Source organism: Shewanella sp. GXUN23E (assembly GCF_050865035.1).
Taxonomy (GTDB): Bacteria; Pseudomonadota; Gammaproteobacteria; order Enterobacterales; family Shewanellaceae; genus Shewanella.
Window position 1 is genome coordinate 144,947 of record NZ_JBOZWP010000004.1, and the last position, 23,042, is coordinate 167,988.

A 23,042-nucleotide genomic window follows, 5' to 3' on the forward strand; every position below is an offset into this window, starting at 1 on the left:
CTTTGTCTGGTCTGGCCTAGAGTTATCTGGTCTGCGATGCGGCGAGTGGCGGGGTCATCTCCAGGCTCACCACTCTGGGCTGACGCTCAAGAATGCCGGTGTTTTTGGCCGCCTCAGCACCGAGGAAAGTGGTGTTGGTGCGCGAACCCTGCTCATCGTAGCGGGCAATGTCTGACAGCTTGACCATATAGCCGGTCACCCGCACCAGATCGTTGGAGGCCACATTGGCGGTAAACTCGCGGTAGCCTGCCATCAGTGCGCCTTTGGCCAGATTAAACATGGCTTCCGGATTGGCTTTGACTGTCTCATCTATGGTGAGAATGTCGCTGATGCCAGAGGTGTAATACTGGTGATGCCCGGCGGTGGCCTGCACATAACTGACCGGGTCCGGCTCAGTGCCATAAGGAATGCGCACGCCCGGGGTCACGTCTTTATCTATGCTGATGCCGCCCTGGGCATGCAGCACGGCCTTGCCATTGAGGCCATAAGCCACGCTCATGTCATCCACCAGCTGCGCCAGTTTGGCCGAAATGCGATGCCCCATGGCGTTGGCCCCGGCATCCTGACCATATCGTCCGGCATGCCCGGCTTTGTCCATCAGCTGGTTGACCGCCTCGGCCATGCCATAAATGCCGAACATGGGGGCAAAACGCGCCTCCTCAATCAGGCCTTCCTGCACCAGGAAGCTGTCAAAGAAGTTGGACTCTTCATGCAGGAAACGACTGCGCTCATCCATCAGCACCCGCATCTGCTCACTGTGATAAGGCAGCACACGGGTCAGGAAATCCGCTTCATCTTTGGCCTTGGCCGCCACCAGTTTGAGGTTCATGCGCACCAGAGTATTGGAGCCACCGGCCAGCGGCAGTGAGTTATAACAGCTGACAATACCGAAGCGCTTGTCACCATAGGTCGCGGCATGCATGGGGTAATTGGCGATATGCGGCTTGCTGCACTCACAGATATTGGCCGCCGCCTGACGCAGCAGCGAGTCCGGGGTGATGGCCGGGTCATACATAAAGGTCAGGTTGGGCGCGATCTGCTTGAGCTCGGCATCGATTGTCAGAATAGTGCGGCACACAGGATTATCGGTTGGGCCGATATTCACGTGCATAAAGGCGTCCGGCAGGGTGCGGTCGAGCATGATCCAGAAGCGCTTGAGTTTGGCATACAGCTGCTGGTCGCTGAGATCGCCCACATAGGGCATCAGCAGATCATCCAGTTGCCCCAGATACACAGGAATGGAGGTTACCGAAGGCACATGGTGATAGATAATGCTGAGCATATTGAGCGCATCATCAAAGTCAGCCGCAGGTGGCAGCTCCAGATACTCAGAGCCATTGTTCAAAAACACCGCATAGTCCGGCAGCACATATCTGGGCTTAAATGGCGCATGGCCCTCAAACATGTCGCACAGACTGCCATCGCTGAGCAGCTCACGCACCGCATCCGGCACGCTCACATAGGGCAACGAGGCTTCTGCCTCCAGCGCCAGCCAGTGGCTTTTTTGCCTGGGTGACAAATTAGGATTGGTGATGATGGACTGGAAGGCTTGCTGCAGTGAGCTGAGTTCTTGAGGCATAGGGTAGATTCCGAAGCGACTGTGATTGCTGGCCTGCACAGCGGGAAGATCAATCCGTCGCAGGCCTTGCGCATTGCCCTGTACTTTACCCAGCGCCAGCGCGCTACCCCAGTGAATTATCCGGCCGACCATTTTTCCAAAACGGAAATCCGCTGCACAGATCACATCCACAGTTTCGGCGTTTCACCATAGAGTCAGCTCAGTGAGGCTGCTACCCTGTGCCCATGGTGGTTATCCCTGTACTTTCTTATGAATTATCTCGCCCTGTCCCGCGTCAGCATGAAACATCTGGCGGTGTTGCAACTCATGCTGCGCAGCCAAAGCGTCACCCTGGCTGCCGAACGTCTGTGTGTCTCCCCTTCCAGCATCAGCAAGACGTTGTCGCAGCTGCGGGAAATCCTCGACGATGAGCTGTTTTACCGCGAAGGCAATCAGCTGACACCCACACCCTATGCCATCAGCCTGGCGCCGGCGGTGCAGGATATTCTGGCGCGGGTGAATGGTCTGGTCGCTCAGGGCGAGTTTGATCCGCAAAACTGGGTCGGGCAGTTTTCGCTGTCGATGCGCGCCAGTACCCTGGAGCTGTTTGCCCGGCAGCTGGCTCTGCTCAGCCAGTCGCTGCCCAGCTCGGTGGAGTTCAATATCTTTGCCAAGGAGCAACTGGGGTTTGATGCGCTGCTGCGCGGCGAAGTGCAGTTTTTGCTGCTGCCCCACGACATCACCCAGCCGCCGGTATTGCACCGGGATCTGGTGTGGCAAACCCTGGTTACCGATGAGCTGGTGTGCCTGATGCGCCGTCAGCACCCGCTGGCTCAGCTGCCGCTGACTCAGGAGCGTTATCTGAGTTTTCGCCATATCGGCATCCATGATCGCGAGCTGGCCGAGCCTTATTTTATTCAGCACCTGACTCACAATGTCCACGCCCGGGATGTGGCACTGACGGTTGCCGATTTTGGCGGCGCGGCCATGCTTTGCCACCACACTGACTATCTGCTGACCTGCTCCAGACGCTGGGCGCAGCAGGCGTCGCAGGCGCGGGACTTGTTGCAGCAGCCGCTGCCGTTTGATTATGGTCAGGTGGGCTACAGCCTGGTGTGGAATCGCAACAGCCTTAAAGATCCGGCGCTGCAATGGTTGCAGCAGGAACTGCTTGCAAGGTTGTCGGCAGAAACCGAAAAAACGGCGCTGACAGGTGGGCAGGATCACACTTCGAAATCTGGAAGTAAAAACATCTAGACGTCTAAATTGACAGACATCTGTCTATTCAATATATTTGCCGCTAACTTGAGTGACATGAAACGGGTTTTCAGCGTCACATCTCAGATGTTTGGCCGGAAATGATGCCGCCAGGATACAGCCAAGATTTGTGCCCACGAGGGATTTGGCGCAAATACACAAGAATAAAGAGAGAATAATTTTGACTCATCCAGTGACACCAGCCACGGCAAAACAACAGGGCTCCATCATTGCCCTGCTGCCCCTGTTCCTTTTCCTGGTACTGTTTATCGGTGCCGGTTTGTACTTCCAGAGCCAGGGCGTAGATTTTGCTTTTTATCAGCTGCCTGCCCCGGTAGCCATTCTGCCTGCGGTTGTGCTGGCATTGCTGATTTCCAAACAAAGGCTCAATCAATCGATTGAAACCTTTATTGGCGGGATCGGCCACAGCAACATCATCGCCATGTGTCTTATCTACCTGCTGGCAGGTGCCTTTGCCTCGGTGGCCAAGGCTACCGGCGGGGTGGATGCCACAGTGGCACTGGGCCTGTCGCTCATCCCCTCATCCCTGCTGCTGCCCGGCTTCTTTGTGATTGCCGCCTTTATCGCCACTGCCATGGGCACCTCCATGGGCACCATAGCCGCCGTGGCACCGATTGCGCTGGGTGTGGCCACGGAGGCCGATATCAGCCTGCCACTGATGGCCGGTGCTGTGATGTCAGGCGCGCTGTTTGGTGACAACCTGTCGATCATTTCGGATACCACTATTGCCGCCACCCGCACCCAGGGCTGCGACATGAAAGACAAATTCCGTGAAAACCTGATTTTCGCCCTGCCAGCCGCGCTGGTGACTCTGGTGCTGTTCGCCGTTGCCGGTCAGGGACAGGTAGAGCTGGCGCCGCAGCAGATCGATCTGCTGAAGGTATTGCCATACCTGACCATTCTGGTGCTGGCGGTGGCGGGTCTGAACGTGTTCGTGGTGCTGACTATCGGTATCGTACTGGCAGGTGCCACCGGGCTTATCGGCGGCGACTATGGCTGGGTAACCTTTGGTAAGGATATCTACGCCGGTTTCACCAACATGCAGGAAATTTTCATCCTGTCCATGCTGGTAGGTGGTCTGGCAGCACTGATGCAGCAACAGGGTGGTCTGGCGTTTGTCAGCCGTCAGATTGAAAAGCTGATCGCCCGTTTCTCCAGTGCCAAAGGTGATGCTTCCTGCCGCGCCGCTGAGCTGGGCATGGCCGGTATCGCTGCCGCGACCAACCTGTGCGTGGCCAACAATACCGTGGCGATTGTGGTCAGCGGTGACATTGCCAAAGATCTGGCCACCAAGCATGGCGTGACGCCCAAGCGTGCCGCCAGCATTCTGGATATCTTTGCCTGTATCGTGCAGGGGCTCATTCCTTACGGAGCCCAGGCGCTGCTGATTGCTTCGACCTTCGCTATCAGCCCTGTCGATGCCATAAGCTACACTTGGTATGGTATGGTGTTGGCACTGGTCGCGGTTGTTATTGTGGTAGTGCGTCCCCGCAACTGAATATTCCACGGAACAGGAAGGCCCCAGCCGAGGGCCCCGGCAATCAGGAAGTGTCGTGACTATGGATGATGAAATCCAGCACGGAAAATATGACCCCCACAGACTCATCTTCCATATGTGTCTGGTGGGGGTAAGCATATGTGTTATAGGCATAAGCATCAGCCTGATTGCATTTTTCCAGCAATTGGGCTGGGGTATTTTTGGACTCCATGTCGACGCGCTTGGCGATTATCTGCGCTCTCCCCTCGCCTTTCTCTATAACGTTTGCCTGCTGCTGGCCGGTGCCTGTTTTGTGCTGGCCATGTATGGTCTGCATCTGGTCAGATATGACAGATTCACCTCACTGCTGGCAGCGTCCGGCGCGCTGTGTGGTATTAGCGTGATGCTGCTGGGCGCCTATCCATTCAACGATCAGCCCATTCACTATATGGTCGTTATCGGCTTTATCTGTACGTCAATGCTGATGTTTGGTGTGCTCTTTATCTACCGTTTCAGCCGCCCGCAGCTGTGTCCCGGATTTCTGGGCGTAATCAGCCTGCTGGGGATCATCGCCAGCATACTGGTGCTGTGGGAGCTGGAACCCAACCGCAGCTCAACCCTGTGTGCGGATGTGGGGTTTTGTTATCTGGCCTTTTTGATGTGGTCACATACTTTCCTCACCATGCTGGTTGCCGTAGGGCTGGCACTGATGGCCCGCCGACTGGTGGCAGCCGCTGCCGACTGATTTATCCTCAAAAATGTGACCTGCGTACTGGACTCGCTGGCCGGGTTAATGAATATTAGCGCCCCCGAAATGCAGTTAAATTTTCGCCATGTATGCCAAGCCTGCCCCGTCACTGGGTCAGTACGATCTACACCATCTGATTATCTTCCTGATGCTGACCGGCGCCTTTGTCGCTACGGCAGGACTGGTGCTGACCGTCGACTACGAATACCAGCGCATCGGCCTCAAGGTATTTTCCCTGCGGGCCAATCAGCTTGGCGACTATCGCCTGTCGGAAATGGCCTATGTGATCAACGGCAGCACCCTGTCTTACGGCATGTGTACCCTGCTGGGGATGTTTGGCCTGTATCAGCTCAGGCTCGACCGACTGAGCAAACTGATGGCACTGACCGGTGCCTGGATGGGACTGTCCATCCTGCTGATGGGCATTTATCCGCTGAATTATCTGACGGAGCACAGGTTCTGGTCGACCAATATGCTGCTCAGCTGCCTGCTCATCTGTCTGGTGACCATAGTGGGCTGGCTCAGCCACAAATGTTATTGCACCCGGGGGATGACCGTGGTCAGTATCCTGCTGTTTCTGGTCAGTTTCAGCATTCTGCTGCAGGTGGATTTACGGACCCTGAGACTGCTGCCCTGCGATCAGCTGATGGAGCCGCATTTCTGCGCTACCGCCATGAACTCCTGGGCCATGTCGATTTTATCGGTGATTTGGGACGTGCTGCTGGCGCTGAACATGCGCAAACTGGTGATCAAGGATTATCAAACCCGGTCACTGAGGCATCTGAAAGGTGAGTAGTATCCGTCTGGCGCAGTATCTGGCACAGTGTGGCATCGCCTCCCGCCGTCAGTGTCAGCGCCTTATCACCGCAGGTCAGGTAACCCTCAATGGCCACCAGGCGCTGCCCAATGCCAGAGTCATTCCCGGGCAGCTGGCATTGGGCGATATTTTGCTCAATGGCGAGCCGGTGACCGGGCCGCAAAGCCGCACATGCTGGCTGTATCACAAGCCCGTCGGCGTAGACTGCCGCCTGTTACCCCAGCACCCCGACAGCCTGTATCACCAATTGCCCGACTCCCCCCGCCTGTATCCTATTGGCAGACTGGATAAGGACTCCCGCGGGCTGTTGCTGCTGACCAATGACGGCGAGTTGACCCAACGGCTGATGCATCCGGACTTTGCCCATGAAAAATACTATGAAGTGACGGTTGACCGGCCTTATGAGGATGAGTTTATTGCGCAAATGCAGGCCGGCGTGCGCTATCAGCAAACGCTCACCCGCCCCTGCCACTGCGAGCGTTTGGATGACATACGCTTTGGCATCACTCTGACTCAGGGGCTTAACCGGCAAATTCGCCGCATGTGCGCCGCGCTGGGTTATAAAGTGGTGGATTTGAAGCGTACGGCCATTTTGTCGCAAACCCTGATCGACGATAGCGGCCACGAGCTTGACGCAACAAAAATGCGGCCGCTCACCGAAGATGAGCAAGCCGCATTGTATCGGGCTGCTGGGCTGGCCTGAACTGTATGCCAGTCCAAACCTCCAGTTAGGTTTGCCGGTCGCTGCTGACACTGAGCCGCCAACCACCGGCAACACTGAGGGTTACTTCACAATCACCATCTCTTCGAGCAGGTTATCGGCGTTATCCAGATACTGCATCACCCACAGCATGTAACGGCTGTCGACCTGAATCGAGCGGTTGCTGTCATCATCATAGTTCCAGTCACCGATAATCGACTCATACACGCCGTCAAACAGCAGGCCCACCAGCTCAGCGCGACCATTCATCGCAGGCGAACCTGAGTTGCCGCCTGTAGTGTCCAGGGTCGACAGGAAGTTAACCGGCACAGAATCAATGGCAGACATATAATAGTCGCCGTATTGTTTCTGCTTGATCAGCTCCAGCTGCTTTTTGGGGGCATCGAAGGGATCGATGCCAGTGTCTTTGGCGGCAATACCTTCCAGACGGGTAAACGGAATCGCGTACAGCCCATCCTGCGGCGCATAGCCTTTCACATGGCCGACCGTGACCCGCAGGCTGGAGTTGGCATCGGCATATACAGGCTTACCCAGGCTCTGGTTATAGGCAATGATAGCTTCCATATACTGAGGGCGCACCTTCATCAGATCGCCGGCCAGTTGCTTTTGCTGCGCTTCCAGCGCCATGTTCATGTCGTACAACTGCACCGCCAGTTGGATAAAGGGGTCTTTGGATTGCCTGAACTCGTCGACCGACTTATTCATCCACGCCAGACGCACCTCTTTGTTGTCCAGCTCAGTACCGGCATACAGCTTATCCAGGGTCTGCTGCAATTTGGCTTCGTCAAACTGACCGGTCAGGCCAAACGCCTTATCCAGCTCAGGCAAACGCTGGGCCTTGGGCAGCATGGCGTAACGGGTCAGCATCTCCAGCAAAATAGCCTTATCGACATTTTCAGCATAACGGCGATCGATTCGCTCCATGCCGGAGGTGAAGCGGGTCATGTCGCGCTCCTGATAACCGGGCTCACGCTCCATATCCGGCTTCTGCTTCTCGTTGGCCAGACGATACAGGCTGTCCGCAGTCTTCAGCATCTGCGCATAACCCATATAACTTAAAATCAGGTCGCGCTCCTGATGCTGCTGATCTTTAGCCACCAACTGGTTCAGTTCAGCGAGCGCCTTGCCATACTGTTGCTTGCGCTTGGCATCGGCGTTAATCCAATTGGTCAGCTGCTGCTCCATGGCGACCTTGTCTGCCAGCATGGAGGATTTGCCATAGAACTCGATCATCGAGGTGAAGTTTTTGGCATAGTTGGCCAGGCTGGCCAGGGTGCTTTCATACTTAATGCGATCGTCAGAACCTTCAGGCGCCACATCGTAGATGATGTCCATAATGGTTTCGCGCAGGATTTTGGAATTGGGATAAGTCCACCCAAACTGATTTTCCACTTCCTGAGCAGTGCGGTATCTGTTGGTACGGCCGGGGTATCCCGCCACCATCACAAAGTCGCCTTCCTGCACACCTTTGGCAGAGACTTTCAGGAAGCTTTTTGGCTCAAACGGCACATTATCTTCGCTGTAATCCGCCGGCTTGCCATCCGGGCCAACATAGGCGCGGTAGAAGGAGAAATCCCCTGTGTGGCGCGGCCACATCCAGTTGTCGACATCGCCGCCGTATTTACCCACGCTGCCGGCCGGGTTGTATACCAGGCGCACATCGCGGATCTCCAGCTGCTTCACCAGATAATATTCCAGCCCCCGGTGGAAGCTGTATACCTGACAGCGGTATCCGGCATCCTGCTCACATTCAGCCACCAGCGACTTTTCTCTGGCTTCGACTGCTTTGTAGAAGTCATCACCGGATTTCTGGTTCAGTCCGGCAGTGACCTTGTCGGTGACATTGGTGATCTCTTCGGTCACATAGATGCGCGAGCCCGGTGTAGCCTGCAGTTCATCTGACATTTTGCGGGCCAGAAAGCCATTCTGCAGCAGGTTGTTTTCGGCGGTAGAGTTATACTGAATGGCGCCATAAGCGCAGTGGTGGTTGGTCACCACCAATCCCTTGGGCGACACAAAGGACGCGGTACAGCCACCCAGGCTTATCACTGCATTCATCGGGAATTCAGTCAGATCAGAAATCGACTTAACATCGATTTCCAGCCCTTTGGCTTTCAATTCTGCGGCCATATCCGGCAGTTGATGCGGCTGCCACATACCTTCATCGGCCTGGGCAGTAAAGGCGGTTGCCACTGCGGCCGTCAGTAACCATTTTTTCATTATTCGCTGTCCATATTGCTTTTGGTGTAGAGATTGCCCATAACAAAACGGGCAATAGCGCTGGATTCCTCGCTATTGCCCGACTTTATCATATGTTGCCTGTTTGCCAACTGAGCAGACATGCTCACTTACAAATCGGCAACCTTATGTGCTACAGATATCTCAGTCTGTGAACTCACAGCGCCACCCACAGCTGGGCGAATACAATCGCCAGCCCCCCCACACCGGACAGTGCCAGAGCCAGCTTACCGCCGGATACCTGATATCCATCGGGCTGACTGACGCGTTGACGCAGCGCCATGGCAATCGGCAGGAAGATGATCATCACCACCAGTGGCACAGCCGCGAATCCCAGCACAGCCACGAAGCCATCAGGGTAGAACAGCGCACACAGCAAGGGCGGAATAAAGGTAATCAGCCAGGTTTGAATGCGACCGGCGAGGGTATCTGCCGCGCGGGTCAGCTCAGCGACAAAGTCATACAGACTCAGGGTCACACCCAGGAAGGAGGTGATCAGCGCCAGATCGGCAAACAGGGATACCGCCTTGCTGATGAAATCACTCTCAACCATGGCCTGCAGTGCCGTCACCAGTTTGGGCAGCGAGCCTTCAAAAGCGTGAATTTCGGGGCCACCGACCGTACCCAGCGTCACCATCAGCCACAGAATGTAACAGGCCAGCGGAATGGTCGAACCAATCAGCAACACTTTGCGCAGCGCCCGGGTATCACCGTCCAGATAACGCACCAGCGTTGCAATACACACATGAAAGCCAAATGAAGTGAAGACCACAGGGATCGCTGCCAGCCAGGCATTGCCCAGATCATCGGTCACAGCCTGTTTGAGCATTTGTGACGGGCTCACTTCCGGCAGCAAAAACAGCACCACCAATATCAGCGCCAGGATCATCAGCGAGAACAGCAGCCGTGACACTTTGTCCACCCAGGCCACGCCCAGCGCCGCAAAACCACCGAGCACCAGGGTGAACATCAACACCGCCGCACCGTGGCTCAGCTCCATGTCCAACATGGTCTGCGCCTTGAGTGACAACAGCGATGAACCGCCGGTTAAATAGGCGGCCGTCAGGGCAAACAGCAGGCTGAGAAATGAGGCACCCTGAATAAACTGCCCTTTTTTACCCAGCAGCTTACCTGTGATTACATGGACATTGTCCCCCACCCCGGATCTGAGGTTAATCTCCAGCATCAGCAGCGAGGTGTATGCCGACAATCCCCAAATCACCAGCATCAGAATGATCGCCTGCCAGAAACCCAGTGCCGCAGTCGCCAGAGGCAACGCCAACATGCCGGCACCAATGGCCGTGCCCGCCACAATGGCGATAGAACCCAATATTTTTAAACTCACGAATTTGTCCTGTTATCTCGTTATTGTTGTTTTACAAAATCTCCGGCTTCGGCGGAGCATGGACGTCAGATTCAGAACAGCGGTAAGGAAGAGTGCGGGAGAGAAAACCTGGGCTTTCTTAGCGGGTGATGACACGAAGTGCGGTATCTACGGAACACAAACTCAGCCTCCTTCCCCATTCCAACCTGACGTTGTGAACGGTAAGGCCCCAATGGCTGGACTGTATTCCCGTGGGATCAGCCAGGCCACCGGGGCTGGCTAAATCGCATTTCAATCAGTGAAAGGTACATCACTCTGCTTACTCAAAAAATATGACCTCAGCGGACATTATCAAAGCCCTCTGCCAGGCACAAGAGAAGCACGGTGGCAATGTTAAAGAAACAGCAAAACATGAACTAAGTCAGCCAGACTGACTTGAAATGTGGCTGCAGATCATTAAAATGTCGCCGTCCTCGGGGGAGTAGCCGCCTGCAGCCAGCTCAGCATGAACATGTGCTGGTATCGGGGTGAGTATCAACAGACTTGGCAAGGTGCCGCGCAGTCACTGGCAATCACAGCTCAGTGCAGCACACCCACAATACGCCATGGTACTCACAGCGGATTTTCAGTATTGAAAAACGCCTGGCAAGACCTGAGCACCTTAATCCACTAACCACAGTGGAGCGGTGCTCGTGTGTCTGAACTCCTGAACTCCCGCATTTCAGGTTATCATCCTCACCGGTATCGCTCCTTTGGAGACATCAATTGGAAGCTTTTCTGGCCTCAACGGTTGCCGTTGCCATTGCAGAAATCGGTGATAAAACCCAGCTACTGGCGCTGCTGCTGGCTGCCCGGTTCAAAAACAAAACCGCGATTATCAGCGGCATTCTGGTCGCCACCTTACTCAACCACTTTGCAGCTGCCTGGATTGGCCAATGGGCCATGGGATGGATTGCTCCACAGATGGGCACTTGGTTAATTGCCGGCTCTTTCTTTGCCATTGCGCTGTGGGTACTGATCCCGGATAAGGCTGACGATGAGGAGAATCGGTTCTATCAATATGGCCCCTTTATCGCCACCACCATTCTGTTCTTTATCGCCGAAATTGGCGATAAAACCCAGATTGCCACTGTGGTGCTGTCGGCCAAATATGATGACCTGATGATGGTCGTTTCCGGCACCACGGTCGGCATGCTGCTGGCCAACGTGCCCGTGGTACTGCTGGGTGATTACAGCGCCGAAAAACTGCCGCTGGACTGGATCCGCCGCGGCTGTGCAGTGCTGTTTGCCGGCTTAGGTATCGCAACGCTGATCTTTGGCTAATCCGGCCCGTATGCCCCCAGCCGGAATAGGCCATCATCCTGGCAGGCATGGACAAACCAAAGGTAATTCAGCCCGGTAATCACCGGGCTGAATCCCCCACAGGCTGCGATCGGAATACCGGCACTGATACCCGTCACAGCCAACACAGCACCCACCATGCTCAGTTATTGTTAGCTGACATCTCAGTCACCGACATTCTCAGTCGCTCTCCGATAACCAGTCCGCTAACCAGTCATAAACGGCAATCATCACCTTCTCCTTATCAAACGATGTCAGCATACCGGCCTTCAGCCCATCAAGTAATCGATTAATTCAGATTAAGCTAATCGGAATTACACCAACCTCATTAATAGTTTGATCAATTCAGAGCATGTCAGGAATTCGGATTCAATGCGCTTGATACTGCGTTGAACTGTTTTGACATAACACCACTATGACTTCGCCAGCTCACAGGCCACATGGATGGTGCGAATGGCGTCAGCCATACGCTCTCGAACGAGAGATAGGATGTCGAACTGGCTTTGGTACAAGGAGGTATCATAGTGCGAATGTCAGTAACGCACGACTGCATGGATGCAGGCGGCAGAGCAACGCAGGAGCAGTTGCCATGGAGCGGTTAATGACCTTGTCTCAAGCCCATTGAACTGCCGCTGAAACAGATCAACTATTAAATGAAATGGGTAATATGGGACCTCAGACAAACAAAAACCCGCATAACGCGGGCTGATGTTCTGGCTGGATAAGTCTTGCTTATACCATGCGGTGGCTAGCTTTTGGCGCGGGCGACCACGGCGGCCGTCATGCGGGAGATACAGGTCATCTCACCGGCACCATTGTAGATTTTGACATCCCATACCGAGCTGCGCTTACCCAGATGCACAGGCGTGGCGACCGCCTTGAGTATCCCGTTACGTGCGGCTTTCAGGTGGTTGGCATTGATCTCCTGACCAACGCAGTAAAAGTGTTCAAAATCCACGGCAAAATTGGCCGCATAACTGGCGACGGTTTCAGCCAACACCACGTTGGTACCGCCATGAACTATGCCCAGGGGATTGTGCAGATGAGGTCCCACCGGCATGGTGGCCACCATATAGTCATCGCCGATTTCGGTGATTTCTATCCCCAGGGTTTTCATTAAAGTCCCTTTGCCGCTGATGCCGTTATCCAGCCGGGCGCAGTCCTCAAGAGTGACCGGCCTGAACCAAATACTCATACACAGAATCCTTATTATTTTTCAGTAGCAGGCAGTCTACTGGCTAAAACCGGGCTTGCAAAGGGTGATGAAGATAAGAAAGGCAGGATAAGCGGGCCTGTCGTCACAGTTTCACAAAAGCGAATATTTGCACTTGCTCAAGTAGTTAGACAATTCAGGCAGGGCTAATATCAACACCGGCGGCAGTTACCGGCGGGCTTGATCATGGTGCCCCAGCAGCAACGAAGTGGCCCCCGCTATCCGTTCATTTTTTATAGTTGGATATCCGGGGGCCGTAGGGTTATACCAGTCCACATAGGAGATTGCTCTTCTCAGAGCGATGTCAGCGATTCGAGTGCAAGTCAAATTGACAATGGCATAGTCGACTATGGCGAGACGATTTGATGCAGCAACCGTAAAGCAGCCACGCTCCCGAAGGGCGAGTTTAAGAACCCGTATACTGCGTTGTTCAGTTTTGATTTATTCCAATAGATCTTCAACTGAGTGCCTGGTCTACGCGTCCTTTTATTCTCGCTGAGTACGTTATCTCCTATGTGGACTGGTATCAGGTTGTCCTAACCCGATATTCTTTTTCCATGACATTGCCCATGCGGGCCGCCTGTTTGATACCTCTGGGGGTATTAATCCAGGTCTTTAACTGCTTCCAGAGTCAGCTTGATCATATCGTTCAGGGTCTGCTGACGTTCTTCGGCGCTCAGGTGCTGACCCAGACGCAGATGGTCGGTCACAGTCATCATCGCCAGAGCGCGGGCACCAAACTCGGTCGCTACGCCATACAGACCGGCTGCTTCCATTTCCACACCCAGCATGCCGTACTTTTCCATAAAGTCGTAGCGGCTCTCATCCGGGCTGTAGAACAGATCCGAAGAGTACAGGTTGCCCACATGGTAGCTGGCACCCAGTTTTTCAGCTGCATCAGCAGCACGGCGCAGCAGGCCGAAGTCGGCGATCATGGCAAAGTCAGTCTGTGGGAAGCGGGTGCGGTTAACCGCAGAGTCAGTGCTCGCGCCCATCGCCATCACCACGTCCATCAACTTGATCTTCTCGCTCACCGCACCACAGGAACCGATGCGGATAATGTTTTCCACACCAAAATCGGTGATCAGTTCTTTGGCATAAATCGAGATGGAAGGCACGCCCATGCCCGAGCCCATCACAGAAATACGCTTGCCCTGGTACTCGCCGGTGTAACCGAACATGTTACGTACGTCGGTCACCAGACGGGCATTGTCCAGGAAGTTTTCAGCAATATACTTGGCGCGCAGTGGGTCGCCAGGCATTAATACAGTTTTTGCAAAATCGCCACTCTGGGCATTGATATGTGGTGTCATGGAATTAACCCCCAATAGAGAACAACAGACCGGCAATGGTGCCGCTCATCAGGTTGGCCAGAGCCGCTGCGATCAGCGCCTTGCCACCAATTTTACCCAGGTCATGACGGCGCTCAGGACACAGCGCAGACAGACCACCAATCACCATCGCCAGTGAGCCGATGTTGGCAAAACCACACAGAGCGAAAGAGATGATCACCTGAGTCTTTGCAGACAGCTGGTCCGCCACTTTGAGGAAATCAACGTAAGCAACGAACTCGTTAATCACCATCTTCTGACCGATGAAAGAGGCTGCAGTAGTCGCCTCACTCCAGGGCACCCCCATCACCCAGGCCAGTGGCGCCAACAGGTAACCCAGCATCATCTGCAGTGACAGACTTTCAATACCGAACCAGCCACCGATACCACCGATAATGCCGTTCACCAGCGCGATCAGGGCAACAAAGGCCAGCAGCAGCGCAGACACAGCCATCACCTGCTGCATCCCCATGGAAGCACCGTTGGCGGCAGCATCCAGCACGTTGGCAGGCTTATCGTCCAGATCGTCCATCACCTTCTTCAGGTCATTTTCCGGCGTTTCAGTCTCAGGCCACATCAGCTTGGCGAACAGCAGACCAGCAGGCGCTGTCATGAACACCGCAGTCAGCACATATTTCACATCCACACCCATCTGGATGTAACCGATCATGGTGCCACCGGCCACAGACGCCAGACCGCCGGTCATCACGGCAAACAGCTCAGAGCGGGTCATGGATTTAACAAAAGGACGCACCATGGATGGCGCTTCAATCGGGCCCACGAAGATGTTGGCGGTGGCCGACAGAGATTCAGCGCGGCTGGTCCCCAGAATCTTGGACAGAGCGCCACCAATCACGCCGATAATCATCTGCATAATGCCCAGATGATACAGCACGGCAATCAGCGAGCTGACAAACACCACCACACACAACACGTTGATAACAAAGATAAAGCCCATGCCAAAGTTGGCCAGGTCACCGAACAGGAATTTCAACCCTTCATTGCCGTAGCCGATCACGCTCATCACGCCATCAGAAGCCACCTGCAGTACGCTCTGTCCAGCGGGCACGTACATCACGAACGCACCAAAAGCGACCTGAAACGCCAGTGCACCCAGCACTGTACGTACATTGATCGCCTTGCGATTCTCGGAAAACAACACTGCCAGCCCCATCAGACTGAGCATACCCAAAATACTGATGAAAATTTCCATAAATTTTTAGTCCGGATAACCAGGAAGTGACGGCAGTGTATCGGGCGTAATCTGGGGGGCAAGTGATCGGGATCACTTTGCTGAACGGGGCATTAAAATTAATTTAGGGAAGGCGAAAACCAGCTCAAAAAGGCACCCACAAACAACTTCACCAAAACAAGATTAACTAATTTAGCAATCAAAACACCCGCAAAACACAAAGATACCACACAAAAACAAACAAACACCGTGCATTTGCATCAGCAAAAACGATGGGGCTTACTGGTATTAAATACAAATTATGGAGAAATATTTAGATCTGATTGGTAATTTAATTACATAAAAATGGGGCTAACTTGCCCCACTTATTGCTGCAGATTTGGTCACTGAATCCCAAACAAGAGTGACGGCCTGACACCGGCCCCGCAGGAGAGGACGGGCAAGGATGGGAAAAGTCAGCGGGCAGCCAAGCTATCCAGGCAAGTAAGCTATCCCGCGATCCCCGGCTGGAGCTCAGTAGAACCAGCCACGGGCAACACCCAGGCGGCTGACCCAGACCAGCACCAGCGCCCACAGCGTCACAATGGCTGGCATCAGCAGCGCAGAAGCGCCCAATACCGCATAGGCATCCAGCAGCAGGAAAGAAGCGGCCATCTGCACCAATACGGCAATAAAGCTCAACAGCAGTACCGGCGCGCCTTTGGCCTGTTTAAACATTAACAGCGCACAGCCTGCCAGGCCGGAAAATACCGCCACGCCAAACAATGCCGTCAGCCATCCCGGCGTAGCCTCTGCCATTTGCCGCTGTGCTTCATTCATCTGCGCCAGCGCCTGAGCATCTATGGTCAGCTGAAAAAAGAAATTCATAACACCCAGCAGATTCCACATCAGACTGACCCAGATAAAGATCATCACCGACATGGGGATACTGACTTTTTCACCTTGTGCACTCATCAATTATTAGTCCTGATATTAATGGCCTGGCCAAACAGGCGTCCGCACGCCCTGACAGTAAAACCGGCCTTCAAGGATACCTTCATGACGACATGTTGCCTATAGCAGCACTGAGCCCCTGACTCAGCCCGCATTGCGGCGTCACTCTCACGGCCAATCAAAATCGGCCAATGAACACCCGTCAATTCAATCCAGACCGACCCATTAAGGTCAGGGACAAAACCGTGGTGCCAAGATCACGCGGTATTCAGCATCTCATCACTGGAGCCAGTCTCCCCGCTTTGAATGACAGTCATCCAACCTGCGTTTTTATATGTTCATGAGGTGCTCAGAGAAGCAGTCAGCCCCGCAACTGCGCTGAAAATCAGACAGAACCGCTGGTAAACCTCAATAAAAAGGCGCCCGCAGGCGCCTTTATTCAGGGTTTAGCCGTTAGAAATTGGCGATTACCGCAGCGGAGCAGCTACTGCCATCCGCATCACAGACCCGATACTCCACTGAGTCGGCGCTGGTGCTGAACCGGTCACGGTAACGACCGGTATTATCGGTCTCAGCCACCATGGCACCATCACGGTAAATTGCCACGGTATTGCCATTCGCGCCGCTCCATTCCAGATCCACCAGCGCGCTGCCGCGGCGGGACTTCATGGCCCGGATCACTCCCGCTTCTATTGTGCTGGGTTCGGCCAGAGTGATCTCCATGGTAGCAGTGTCAGCGTTGCCATCAGCATCAGTGACTGTCATGGAGACACTGTAACTCCCTGCCATCGCATAAGTATGGGTTGGACTCATGTCGCTGGAGCTGCTGCCATCACCGAAGTCCCAGGCATAACCGGTAATATCGCCGTCATCGTCAGTACTGGTGTTGGTAAAGCTGACGGTGAAATCAGTCACCGCATAGCTGAATCCTGCCACCGGCGCAGAGCCACCGGGGTTATCGCCCAGTCCGGTGATCACCAGTCCCCAGGAGTTGAGGGTGCCCAAGTCAGCACCGGCATTGTCACTGACCTTGAGGGTCCAGGTACCCAGCGCCATTTCACCGTTGAAGTTACTCAGCTCGTAGGTTTCTACCAGGTCATCGGCGCTGCCGCCACTGCGATTGTGCAGTACCACTTCAGTACCCTGAGGAGACTCGAGCGCGACAATCAAATCGCCAATCCAGGTATGGGTGATATCAACGTTGGCAGTCACCCCAAAGACGGAAACATCGTCGGTGACTTCAATAGTGCTTTGAATACCTGCCGGAGTGTTATCGGGAATGCTGACCGGATCGGTGTTCTGATACGGATAATCCTGCAAGCCCTGCGGCAGCACATTCAGTGCGACGCTCTTACTCTTGCTGAAATCGCCATCTACGCCGGTCACCGTCAATGTGTAGTCGCCCCAGGGGGTCGCGGCACTGGTCATCACATTGAGGTTGAAGCTATCTCCCGCTCCGGCAGAAGCCGCAGACAACGAAACCCCATCCAGAGCCGGCTCAGTGGCAACGCTCAGATTGGCGGTATTGTCCCAGCCTCCCACACTGCCCAGAGTAAAGCTGTAGCTGGTGCTGTCCCCTGCCACAATCTGCGCAGAAGGGGGCGTTGCCGAGAAACGGAAGCCCGGCGCCGGATCGGCATCTTCAAGTGCTGCACGCAAATTCAACCGGTTGCCTGATACTGTCTTGCCATTCAGCTCAGGCAATGGATCACCGGTATTCATCAGCAGGTTCTTCATTTCGGCAATATCCAGCGCCGGATTAACCGACCAGACCAGCGCTGCCGCGCCGGCAACGTGAGGACTGGCCATTGAAGTTCCACTGTATACCGAGTATGAATTCCCCGGCGTGGTCGATAAAATGCCACTGCCCGGTGCGCCCATATCCACAGACACTGGTCCCCAGTGGGAACAGCTGTCCAGCGCGTCATTGCGGGTCGTCATGGAAACCGCCAGGATGGCGGCTGAGTCGTATGAAGCCGGGTAGCTGGGTACCTGATCGATATCGCGGGCAGGCGCGCCGGTTCTGCAGTTACCGGCAGCAGCAACAAACATAATGCCGGCATCACCGGCTGCATCAATCGAGTCTTTCAGCGCCTGGCTGAAATCGCCGCCGCCCCAGGAGTTGTTGGTGGCACGCACATCCACACCACGGTTAACCTTCAAATCAGTAAAGTAATCAATACATTCGATAGCATCTGCCGTCGAACCGTTACCCGCAGCGCTGAGGAACTGACAGCCAATAATGGTAACATCCCAGTTGACCCCCACCACACCAACGCCATTATTACCCTCGGCGCCTATGGTGCCGGACACATGCGTGCCGTGACCGTTGCCATCCATAGGGTCACCATTGTCGTTGTAGGCACTGAAACCGTGGATATCATCGATGACCCCATTACCATCATCGTCAATGCCGTTTCCGGCAATCTCCCCCGGGTTAACCCAAATGTTGCCCGCTAAATCTTCGTGGTTGTAATCGACACCTGTGTCAATCACACCGATGATGACGCTGTCATCACCGGTACTGATATCCCAGGCTTCCGGTGCATCCACATCAGCATCAACGGTACCGCCACTCTGACCGGTATTGTTTAATCCCCACATTTCCGGATAACGGGGATCGTCAGGAGTACCAAGGGCTCTGAGGATGTAATTGGGCTCGGCATACTGCACTGCAGGGTGACGACTGAGGATCTTGGCAGCCTGTTCAATATCCACGCCTTTTTTCACGGACAACCTGGCCAGCTTGCCACCAAACAGCGTCTTGTATCTGTCATCCATGCCGTCGGCATTTTTATCCTGCATCACACCGCGTACCAGCTGTCTGGCCTGAGCCCGCTCGGCGGCACTGGCGTTATCCTTAAACATCACCAGCAGCGAGTCAGTTTCATATGAGGCAGTCTTGGCTATTGCCGGAGTGGCCCCCAACAACAACGCCCCACTGACAGCCAGCGCGAGAGAAGAGAGTTTTACGTTTGACATAATGATTTCCTATCATGAGAAATTCAAACCGCCGCAGCTTGCTCCGTCCCCCCAACAGCCACACTGACATACACCGGCTTTCAGTTCACATCTCACATCCCGGCACAACAATCCGCTTCGGCACTATTTTTAACCCCGCACATAGATGACACACTCCCACTGCGCCGAAAAGCACCCCCCGGGTCAAACAAGAAAAAAGTATTAGGCCTAAATACTGTCTTCAACAAAGACCGATCGCACGATGATCTGCGCAACCAACTGAACCTGTGACCTTTCGCCTCCAACCAGCCCAACAGGTCAAACATCTGTTGCACAAAAAAGTCTATTCCTTCTTCCGATTGTGAACCCGGCGTCTGCATCAGTAAGTTCGGGCCTCGTGACCCTAAGTTTCCACATACATTGGAAATATGGAGGAATTAGTGAGCATTCAACTGTACCGCCCGGGACGTGGCAACAAGCCGGTATTGGCGCTGGTGGTTTTGATATTGCCGCTGCTGAGCCCTGTCGCGTATTCAGAACCCGTTCCTGTCACTTTGCAGTTGCTGCTGGAAAGTCACGGCCGGGCCAATCTGCTGTCGGCTCTGCAATTGGGGGACCACAACCAACTGGAAGTGCTTCAGGTCGGCAACAATGATGCCGTTACCATACAGTCCGGGTCAGCCAACCTCGCAAACGTCCAGCAATTGGGAACCGCCAACCAACTGGTTCTTGAGCAGCAGGGCAACAACAACGCAGCCTCTGTCAGTCAGTATGGGGAAGAGAGCAGTATCCAGATATTCCAGTACGGAGAGGCAAACTTTTCCATTCAACAACTGGCGTCCGGTGAACACGTCACCGTGACACAATACTAAATTCAAACAAGGAGTGTTTCTGATGAACCTCTATACCAAACGTACTCTACTGGCTTTAACAGTTGCTGCAGCGATGGGTGTGACGTCGGCACAGGCGGCCGAAACTCACAGAGTGAATGTGAATCAGGCCGGTGAGGCCAACGTTGCCGATGTCAGCCAGACAGATCAGCGCCATGAAGCAGAGCTGACGGTCACCGGTGACAGCAACAGCACCATAGTGTCTCAGGATGGTGTCTGGACAGAGAGTTACAACACTGTCAGCGGCGACAGCAACTCAGTCAACATTAACCAGACAGACACCTGGCATACCAGCAGAGTCACAGTAACGGGCAATGAAAACACCGTCGATGTGCAGCAGAACGATTTTCTCAACATCAACGATGTAGTGATTACCGGTGACAGCAACACTGCCGATATCGAGCAGGATGGTTTTATCAATTCTGCCGACACCACAATTACCGGCGCCGACAACAATGTGAGACTTTACCAGCTGGGCAGCAACGCCAGCATTGTTGAAATGAATGGCAATGCCAACACCGCCGACATCGATCAGCAGGGCAGCGACAACCTTGCCGTATTCCGAGTCACAGGCAATGACAACGACGCCGTTATCGTACAGGAAGGTAACAGTAACCAGGCCGGTGAAGTTGCACTGGATAATACCGCCAACGTCGGCAACAACAACGACATCACCATCAGCCAGCTTGGTGACAGCAACTTTGCTGCCGCCAAAGGCATTCAGGGCGACAACAACAGCTTTGAAGCGTTCCAGACCGGCGACAGTAACGTTGCCTTCGTTTACAGCCTGACCGGCAACAACAACGGCTTTGCCATCGAACAGGAAGGCAATGAAAACGTCGCTGACCTGCGCTTTGTCAATGGCGATCGCAACGACGCCGAGATCTTCCAGCAGGGCAACAACAACACCGTAGGCGAACCTCAGGTGGCCATCGTTGACGGCAACAACAACGAGCTGGAAATCGAGCAGACAGGCAACAGCAACGCCGTCGATTTCGCGGTGGTCGGTGATGATAATAATGTGTATCTGGAGCAGGACGGCAACAGCAACCTGGCGCAGTTTATTGCGCAGGGTACTGACAACCTGATGCTGCTGGAAAGCCACGGTGATAATAACGAGGTCTATAGCTTCGCTATTGGTGATGACAACAATATTGATGTGGATCAGGAAGGTAACAGCAACTTCGGTTATGTGGATATCACCGGCAACGACAACGAAGTTGACCTGGAGCAGGAGGGCGATCAGCACGAAGCCAACATCACTATTGCGGGTAACAACAACACCGATGTGGAAGTGACTCAGCGCGGCGAACTGAACCTGGTTGACCTGCTGATCAGCGGTGATGAAAACACCGCCGACATTATGCAAACCGGTATCGGCAACTGGGTGGGCGGCACCGAAGGCGGCGCATTCAGTGTCGATGGCAGCGGCAACAGCCTGACCATAGTTCAGAATGGCAATGACAACCTGGTCACCGGCTCACAAACCGGCACAGGTCATACCATCGACGTCACGCAGAACGGCAATGACAACTTCGTCAATGTGGTTCAGAACTGATTCGAATTCTGCAGCCGGCGTGAATGCCGGATGACACCCTGTTGAATTCATGCAAAAGCCCGAATCCTGGATTCGGGCTTTTTATTGGCCGCACGGCAGTCATATCCCAAGCAAAAACCAACAAGCGGCAAGCAAATGCCAACAGGCAGATAGTGGCAGAGTTCTATTGGCAGCAGCCCAAATGACAGGGCGCTGAAAACGCCGCCCGGCAAAGCCGGATATTCAGGCTTCAGCGGGCGGGCTCAGACAGCAAAACTGAACTGCAGCAGTTGCTTAACTGACCAGATCAAAGTGATTGTGGTGGGACTGCGCCCAACGCAATAACTCGACCCGGTTTCTGGACTGGGTTTTGCGGAATATAGACGACAAATGCGCCTTCACTGTGTGCTCACTGATACACAGTCTGTGGGCGATTTCCTTATTTCTGGCACCGCTGCCAACCATCTGAATAATCGTCCGCTCCCTTTTGGTCAGCGCCTGCAACATCGCCAGATGATCCGCACTGACCGGCGCATTCCCTTCCAGTTTCTGCACCAGCTGCCTGAGCATTCGGCTCATCATGGGGCGGTCAAACCAGAGTTCATCGGACAACATTTTCCGCAAACCGGTCAGCAGTAAATCCATGCGCTGGTCGGCATACAACACGCCGCGCACGCCCATCAACAACAGCGAATCCAAAGCGATGGAGCCAGCCTCAACCTGATACAGGGCGACCGGCACGTGGGGAACAAGGCGGGTAACGATCAGGGGGATCCCCTGATTGTCGAGGGCAGCACCATGCTGACTGACCAGATAAAAGCAGTTTTCTGAGTAGTTCAGATCCAGCTCATTGACATGACTGACAACCCGGGTTTTTACCCCCATGGATTCGGCAAGCATCGCCAAATGGCAAGGGGCGGCAATTTGATGTAGGAAGACCAATTCCTTTGTAGTGTCCATGCACCATCCTCCTGAGTGATTTTTAAGGCCACTGTATAAACAAACCCAATGTCGCGCTTTTCCATCCCTGGCACTCATGTGCTCTTTTATTAAGTTGCAATATTGTAAAATCAAGCACGAACCCACACATCATGCATTAGTATTACCCAGTAGTCAAAAATACCAAAAAGGCAAAACCATTCAGGTAAACACGCCTTTAAACCGCCCTTTTAGAGAACCAAAAACCATTTCCTGACCACGCGATTCAACGCCTTGGAAAATCGAGTTTATCTATTTATTTTTATTAGACTTTACACACAGAAAAATGGTCATCCCAAACGGTAATATGCAGTAAGACCGCCGTTACCGCAGTTGAAGTCACCTCAGCATCTGCCTGAGTCAGACTAATGTATGAACTCACCAATGCTCAGCAGAAACTGTGCACCCGGCCTGAACTGCAGTGACCTCTTCGGTGATACCGACAGAGGTATGCGCTGCGCGAATCCCGTCCTTGAATACAGCATCAGTGGCGACAAATTGTTCT

General features: G+C 54.1%; 17 protein-coding genes. 8 read left to right on the forward strand and 9 right to left on the reverse strand.

Annotated elements, in window-relative coordinates:
- Positions 1-22: 22 nt before the first annotated feature.
- Positions 23-1,579, reverse strand: coding sequence for a YjjI family glycine radical enzyme (locus ACRRUX_RS05740; protein WP_432528095.1), 1,557 nt, complete (start codon positions 1,577-1,579; stop codon positions 23-25).
- 249 nt (positions 1,580-1,828) lie between these two features.
- Here ACRRUX_RS05740 and ACRRUX_RS05745 point away from each other — a divergent pair, with 249 nt between their 5' ends.
- The 5 genes from ACRRUX_RS05745 (at position 1,829) to ACRRUX_RS05765 (ending at position 6,581) form a co-directional block, all read left to right on the forward strand.
- The gene (locus ACRRUX_RS05745; RefSeq protein WP_432528097.1) at positions 1,829-2,815 is read left to right on the forward strand and encodes a LysR family transcriptional regulator; all 987 of its coding nucleotides are present in this window, start codon (positions 1,829-1,831) and stop codon (positions 2,813-2,815) included.
- Positions 2,816-2,996: 181 nt separating this feature from the next.
- Positions 2,997-4,334: a Na+/H+ antiporter NhaC family protein gene (locus ACRRUX_RS05750; protein WP_432528099.1), complete on the forward strand. Its 1,338-nt coding sequence runs from the start codon at positions 2,997-2,999 to the stop codon at positions 4,332-4,334.
- Between the two features lie 55 nt (positions 4,335-4,389).
- Entirely contained in the window at positions 4,390-5,058 is a 669-nt protein-coding gene (locus ACRRUX_RS05755; protein WP_432528101.1) for a hypothetical protein, read from the forward strand.
- A gap of 88 nt (positions 5,059-5,146) precedes the next feature.
- Positions 5,147-5,857 carry a hypothetical protein gene (locus tag ACRRUX_RS05760; RefSeq protein ID WP_432528103.1) on the forward strand — a complete coding sequence of 237 codons (711 nt, stop codon included), beginning with the start codon at positions 5,147-5,149 and terminating at the stop codon, positions 5,855-5,857.
- A gap of 1 nt (position 5,858) precedes the next feature.
- Entirely contained in the window at positions 5,859-6,581 is a 723-nt protein-coding gene (locus ACRRUX_RS05765; RefSeq protein WP_432528316.1) for an RNA pseudouridine synthase, read from the forward strand.
- An 81-nt stretch (positions 6,582-6,662) separates the two neighbouring features.
- Here the strand turns inward: ACRRUX_RS05765 and ACRRUX_RS05770 are convergent, their stop codons facing one another.
- Both ACRRUX_RS05770 and ACRRUX_RS05775 read right to left on the reverse strand, forming a co-directional pair.
- Positions 6,663-8,819 carry a S46 family peptidase gene (locus ACRRUX_RS05770; protein WP_432528105.1) on the reverse strand — a complete coding sequence of 719 codons (2,157 nt, stop codon included), beginning with the start codon at positions 8,817-8,819 and terminating at the stop codon, positions 6,663-6,665.
- Positions 8,820-8,994: 175 nt separating this feature from the next.
- Positions 8,995-10,182: an amino acid permease gene (locus ACRRUX_RS05775; protein WP_432528107.1), complete on the reverse strand. Its 1,188-nt coding sequence runs from the start codon at positions 10,180-10,182 to the stop codon at positions 8,995-8,997.
- A gap of 744 nt (positions 10,183-10,926) precedes the next feature.
- Here ACRRUX_RS05775 and ACRRUX_RS05780 point away from each other — a divergent pair.
- Positions 10,927-11,484 carry a TMEM165/GDT1 family protein gene (locus ACRRUX_RS05780; RefSeq protein WP_432528110.1) on the forward strand — a complete coding sequence of 186 codons (558 nt, stop codon included), beginning with the start codon at positions 10,927-10,929 and terminating at the stop codon, positions 11,482-11,484.
- Positions 11,485-12,250: 766 nt separating this feature from the next.
- Here ACRRUX_RS05780 and ACRRUX_RS05785 read toward each other — a convergent pair.
- The 5 genes from ACRRUX_RS05785 to ACRRUX_RS05805 form a co-directional block, all read right to left on the reverse strand.
- The gene (locus tag ACRRUX_RS05785) at positions 12,251-12,697 is read right to left on the reverse strand and encodes a PaaI family thioesterase (RefSeq protein ID WP_432528112.1); all 447 of its coding nucleotides are present in this window, start codon (positions 12,695-12,697) and stop codon (positions 12,251-12,253) included.
- A 620-nt stretch (positions 12,698-13,317) separates the two neighbouring features.
- Positions 13,318-14,028 (reverse strand): purine-nucleoside phosphorylase, encoded by a 711-nt coding sequence (deoD, locus tag ACRRUX_RS05790; protein ID WP_432528114.1) that lies wholly within the window; start codon positions 14,026-14,028, stop codon positions 13,318-13,320.
- 4 nt (positions 14,029-14,032) lie between these two features.
- On the reverse strand, positions 14,033-15,259 hold the full coding sequence (locus ACRRUX_RS05795) for a NupC/NupG family nucleoside CNT transporter (RefSeq protein WP_432528116.1): 1,227 nt from the start codon (positions 15,257-15,259) through the stop codon (positions 14,033-14,035).
- A 492-nt stretch (positions 15,260-15,751) separates the two neighbouring features.
- On the reverse strand, positions 15,752-16,192 hold the full coding sequence (locus ACRRUX_RS05800) for a hypothetical protein (protein ID WP_432528118.1): 441 nt from the start codon (positions 16,190-16,192) through the stop codon (positions 15,752-15,754).
- A 432-nt stretch (positions 16,193-16,624) separates the two neighbouring features.
- Positions 16,625-19,153, reverse strand: coding sequence for a S8 family serine peptidase (locus ACRRUX_RS05805; RefSeq protein WP_432528120.1), 2,529 nt, complete (start codon positions 19,151-19,153; stop codon positions 16,625-16,627).
- 419 nt (positions 19,154-19,572) lie between these two features.
- Here ACRRUX_RS05805 and ACRRUX_RS05810 point away from each other — a divergent pair, with 419 nt between their 5' ends.
- Positions 19,573-20,004 (forward strand): curlin repeat-containing protein, encoded by a 432-nt coding sequence (locus tag ACRRUX_RS05810; RefSeq protein ID WP_432528122.1) that lies wholly within the window; start codon positions 19,573-19,575, stop codon positions 20,002-20,004.
- A 22-nt stretch (positions 20,005-20,026) separates the two neighbouring features.
- Positions 20,027-21,580, forward strand: coding sequence for a curlin (locus ACRRUX_RS05815; protein WP_432528124.1), 1,554 nt, complete (start codon positions 20,027-20,029; stop codon positions 21,578-21,580).
- Between the two features lie 273 nt (positions 21,581-21,853).
- On the opposite strand, the gene ACRRUX_RS05820 is transcribed toward ACRRUX_RS05815, so the two are convergent.
- Positions 21,854-22,519, reverse strand: a complete 666-nt coding sequence (locus tag ACRRUX_RS05820; protein WP_432528126.1) for a response regulator transcription factor — start codon at positions 22,517-22,519, stop codon at positions 21,854-21,856.
- Between the last annotated feature and the right edge of the window lie 523 nt (positions 22,520-23,042).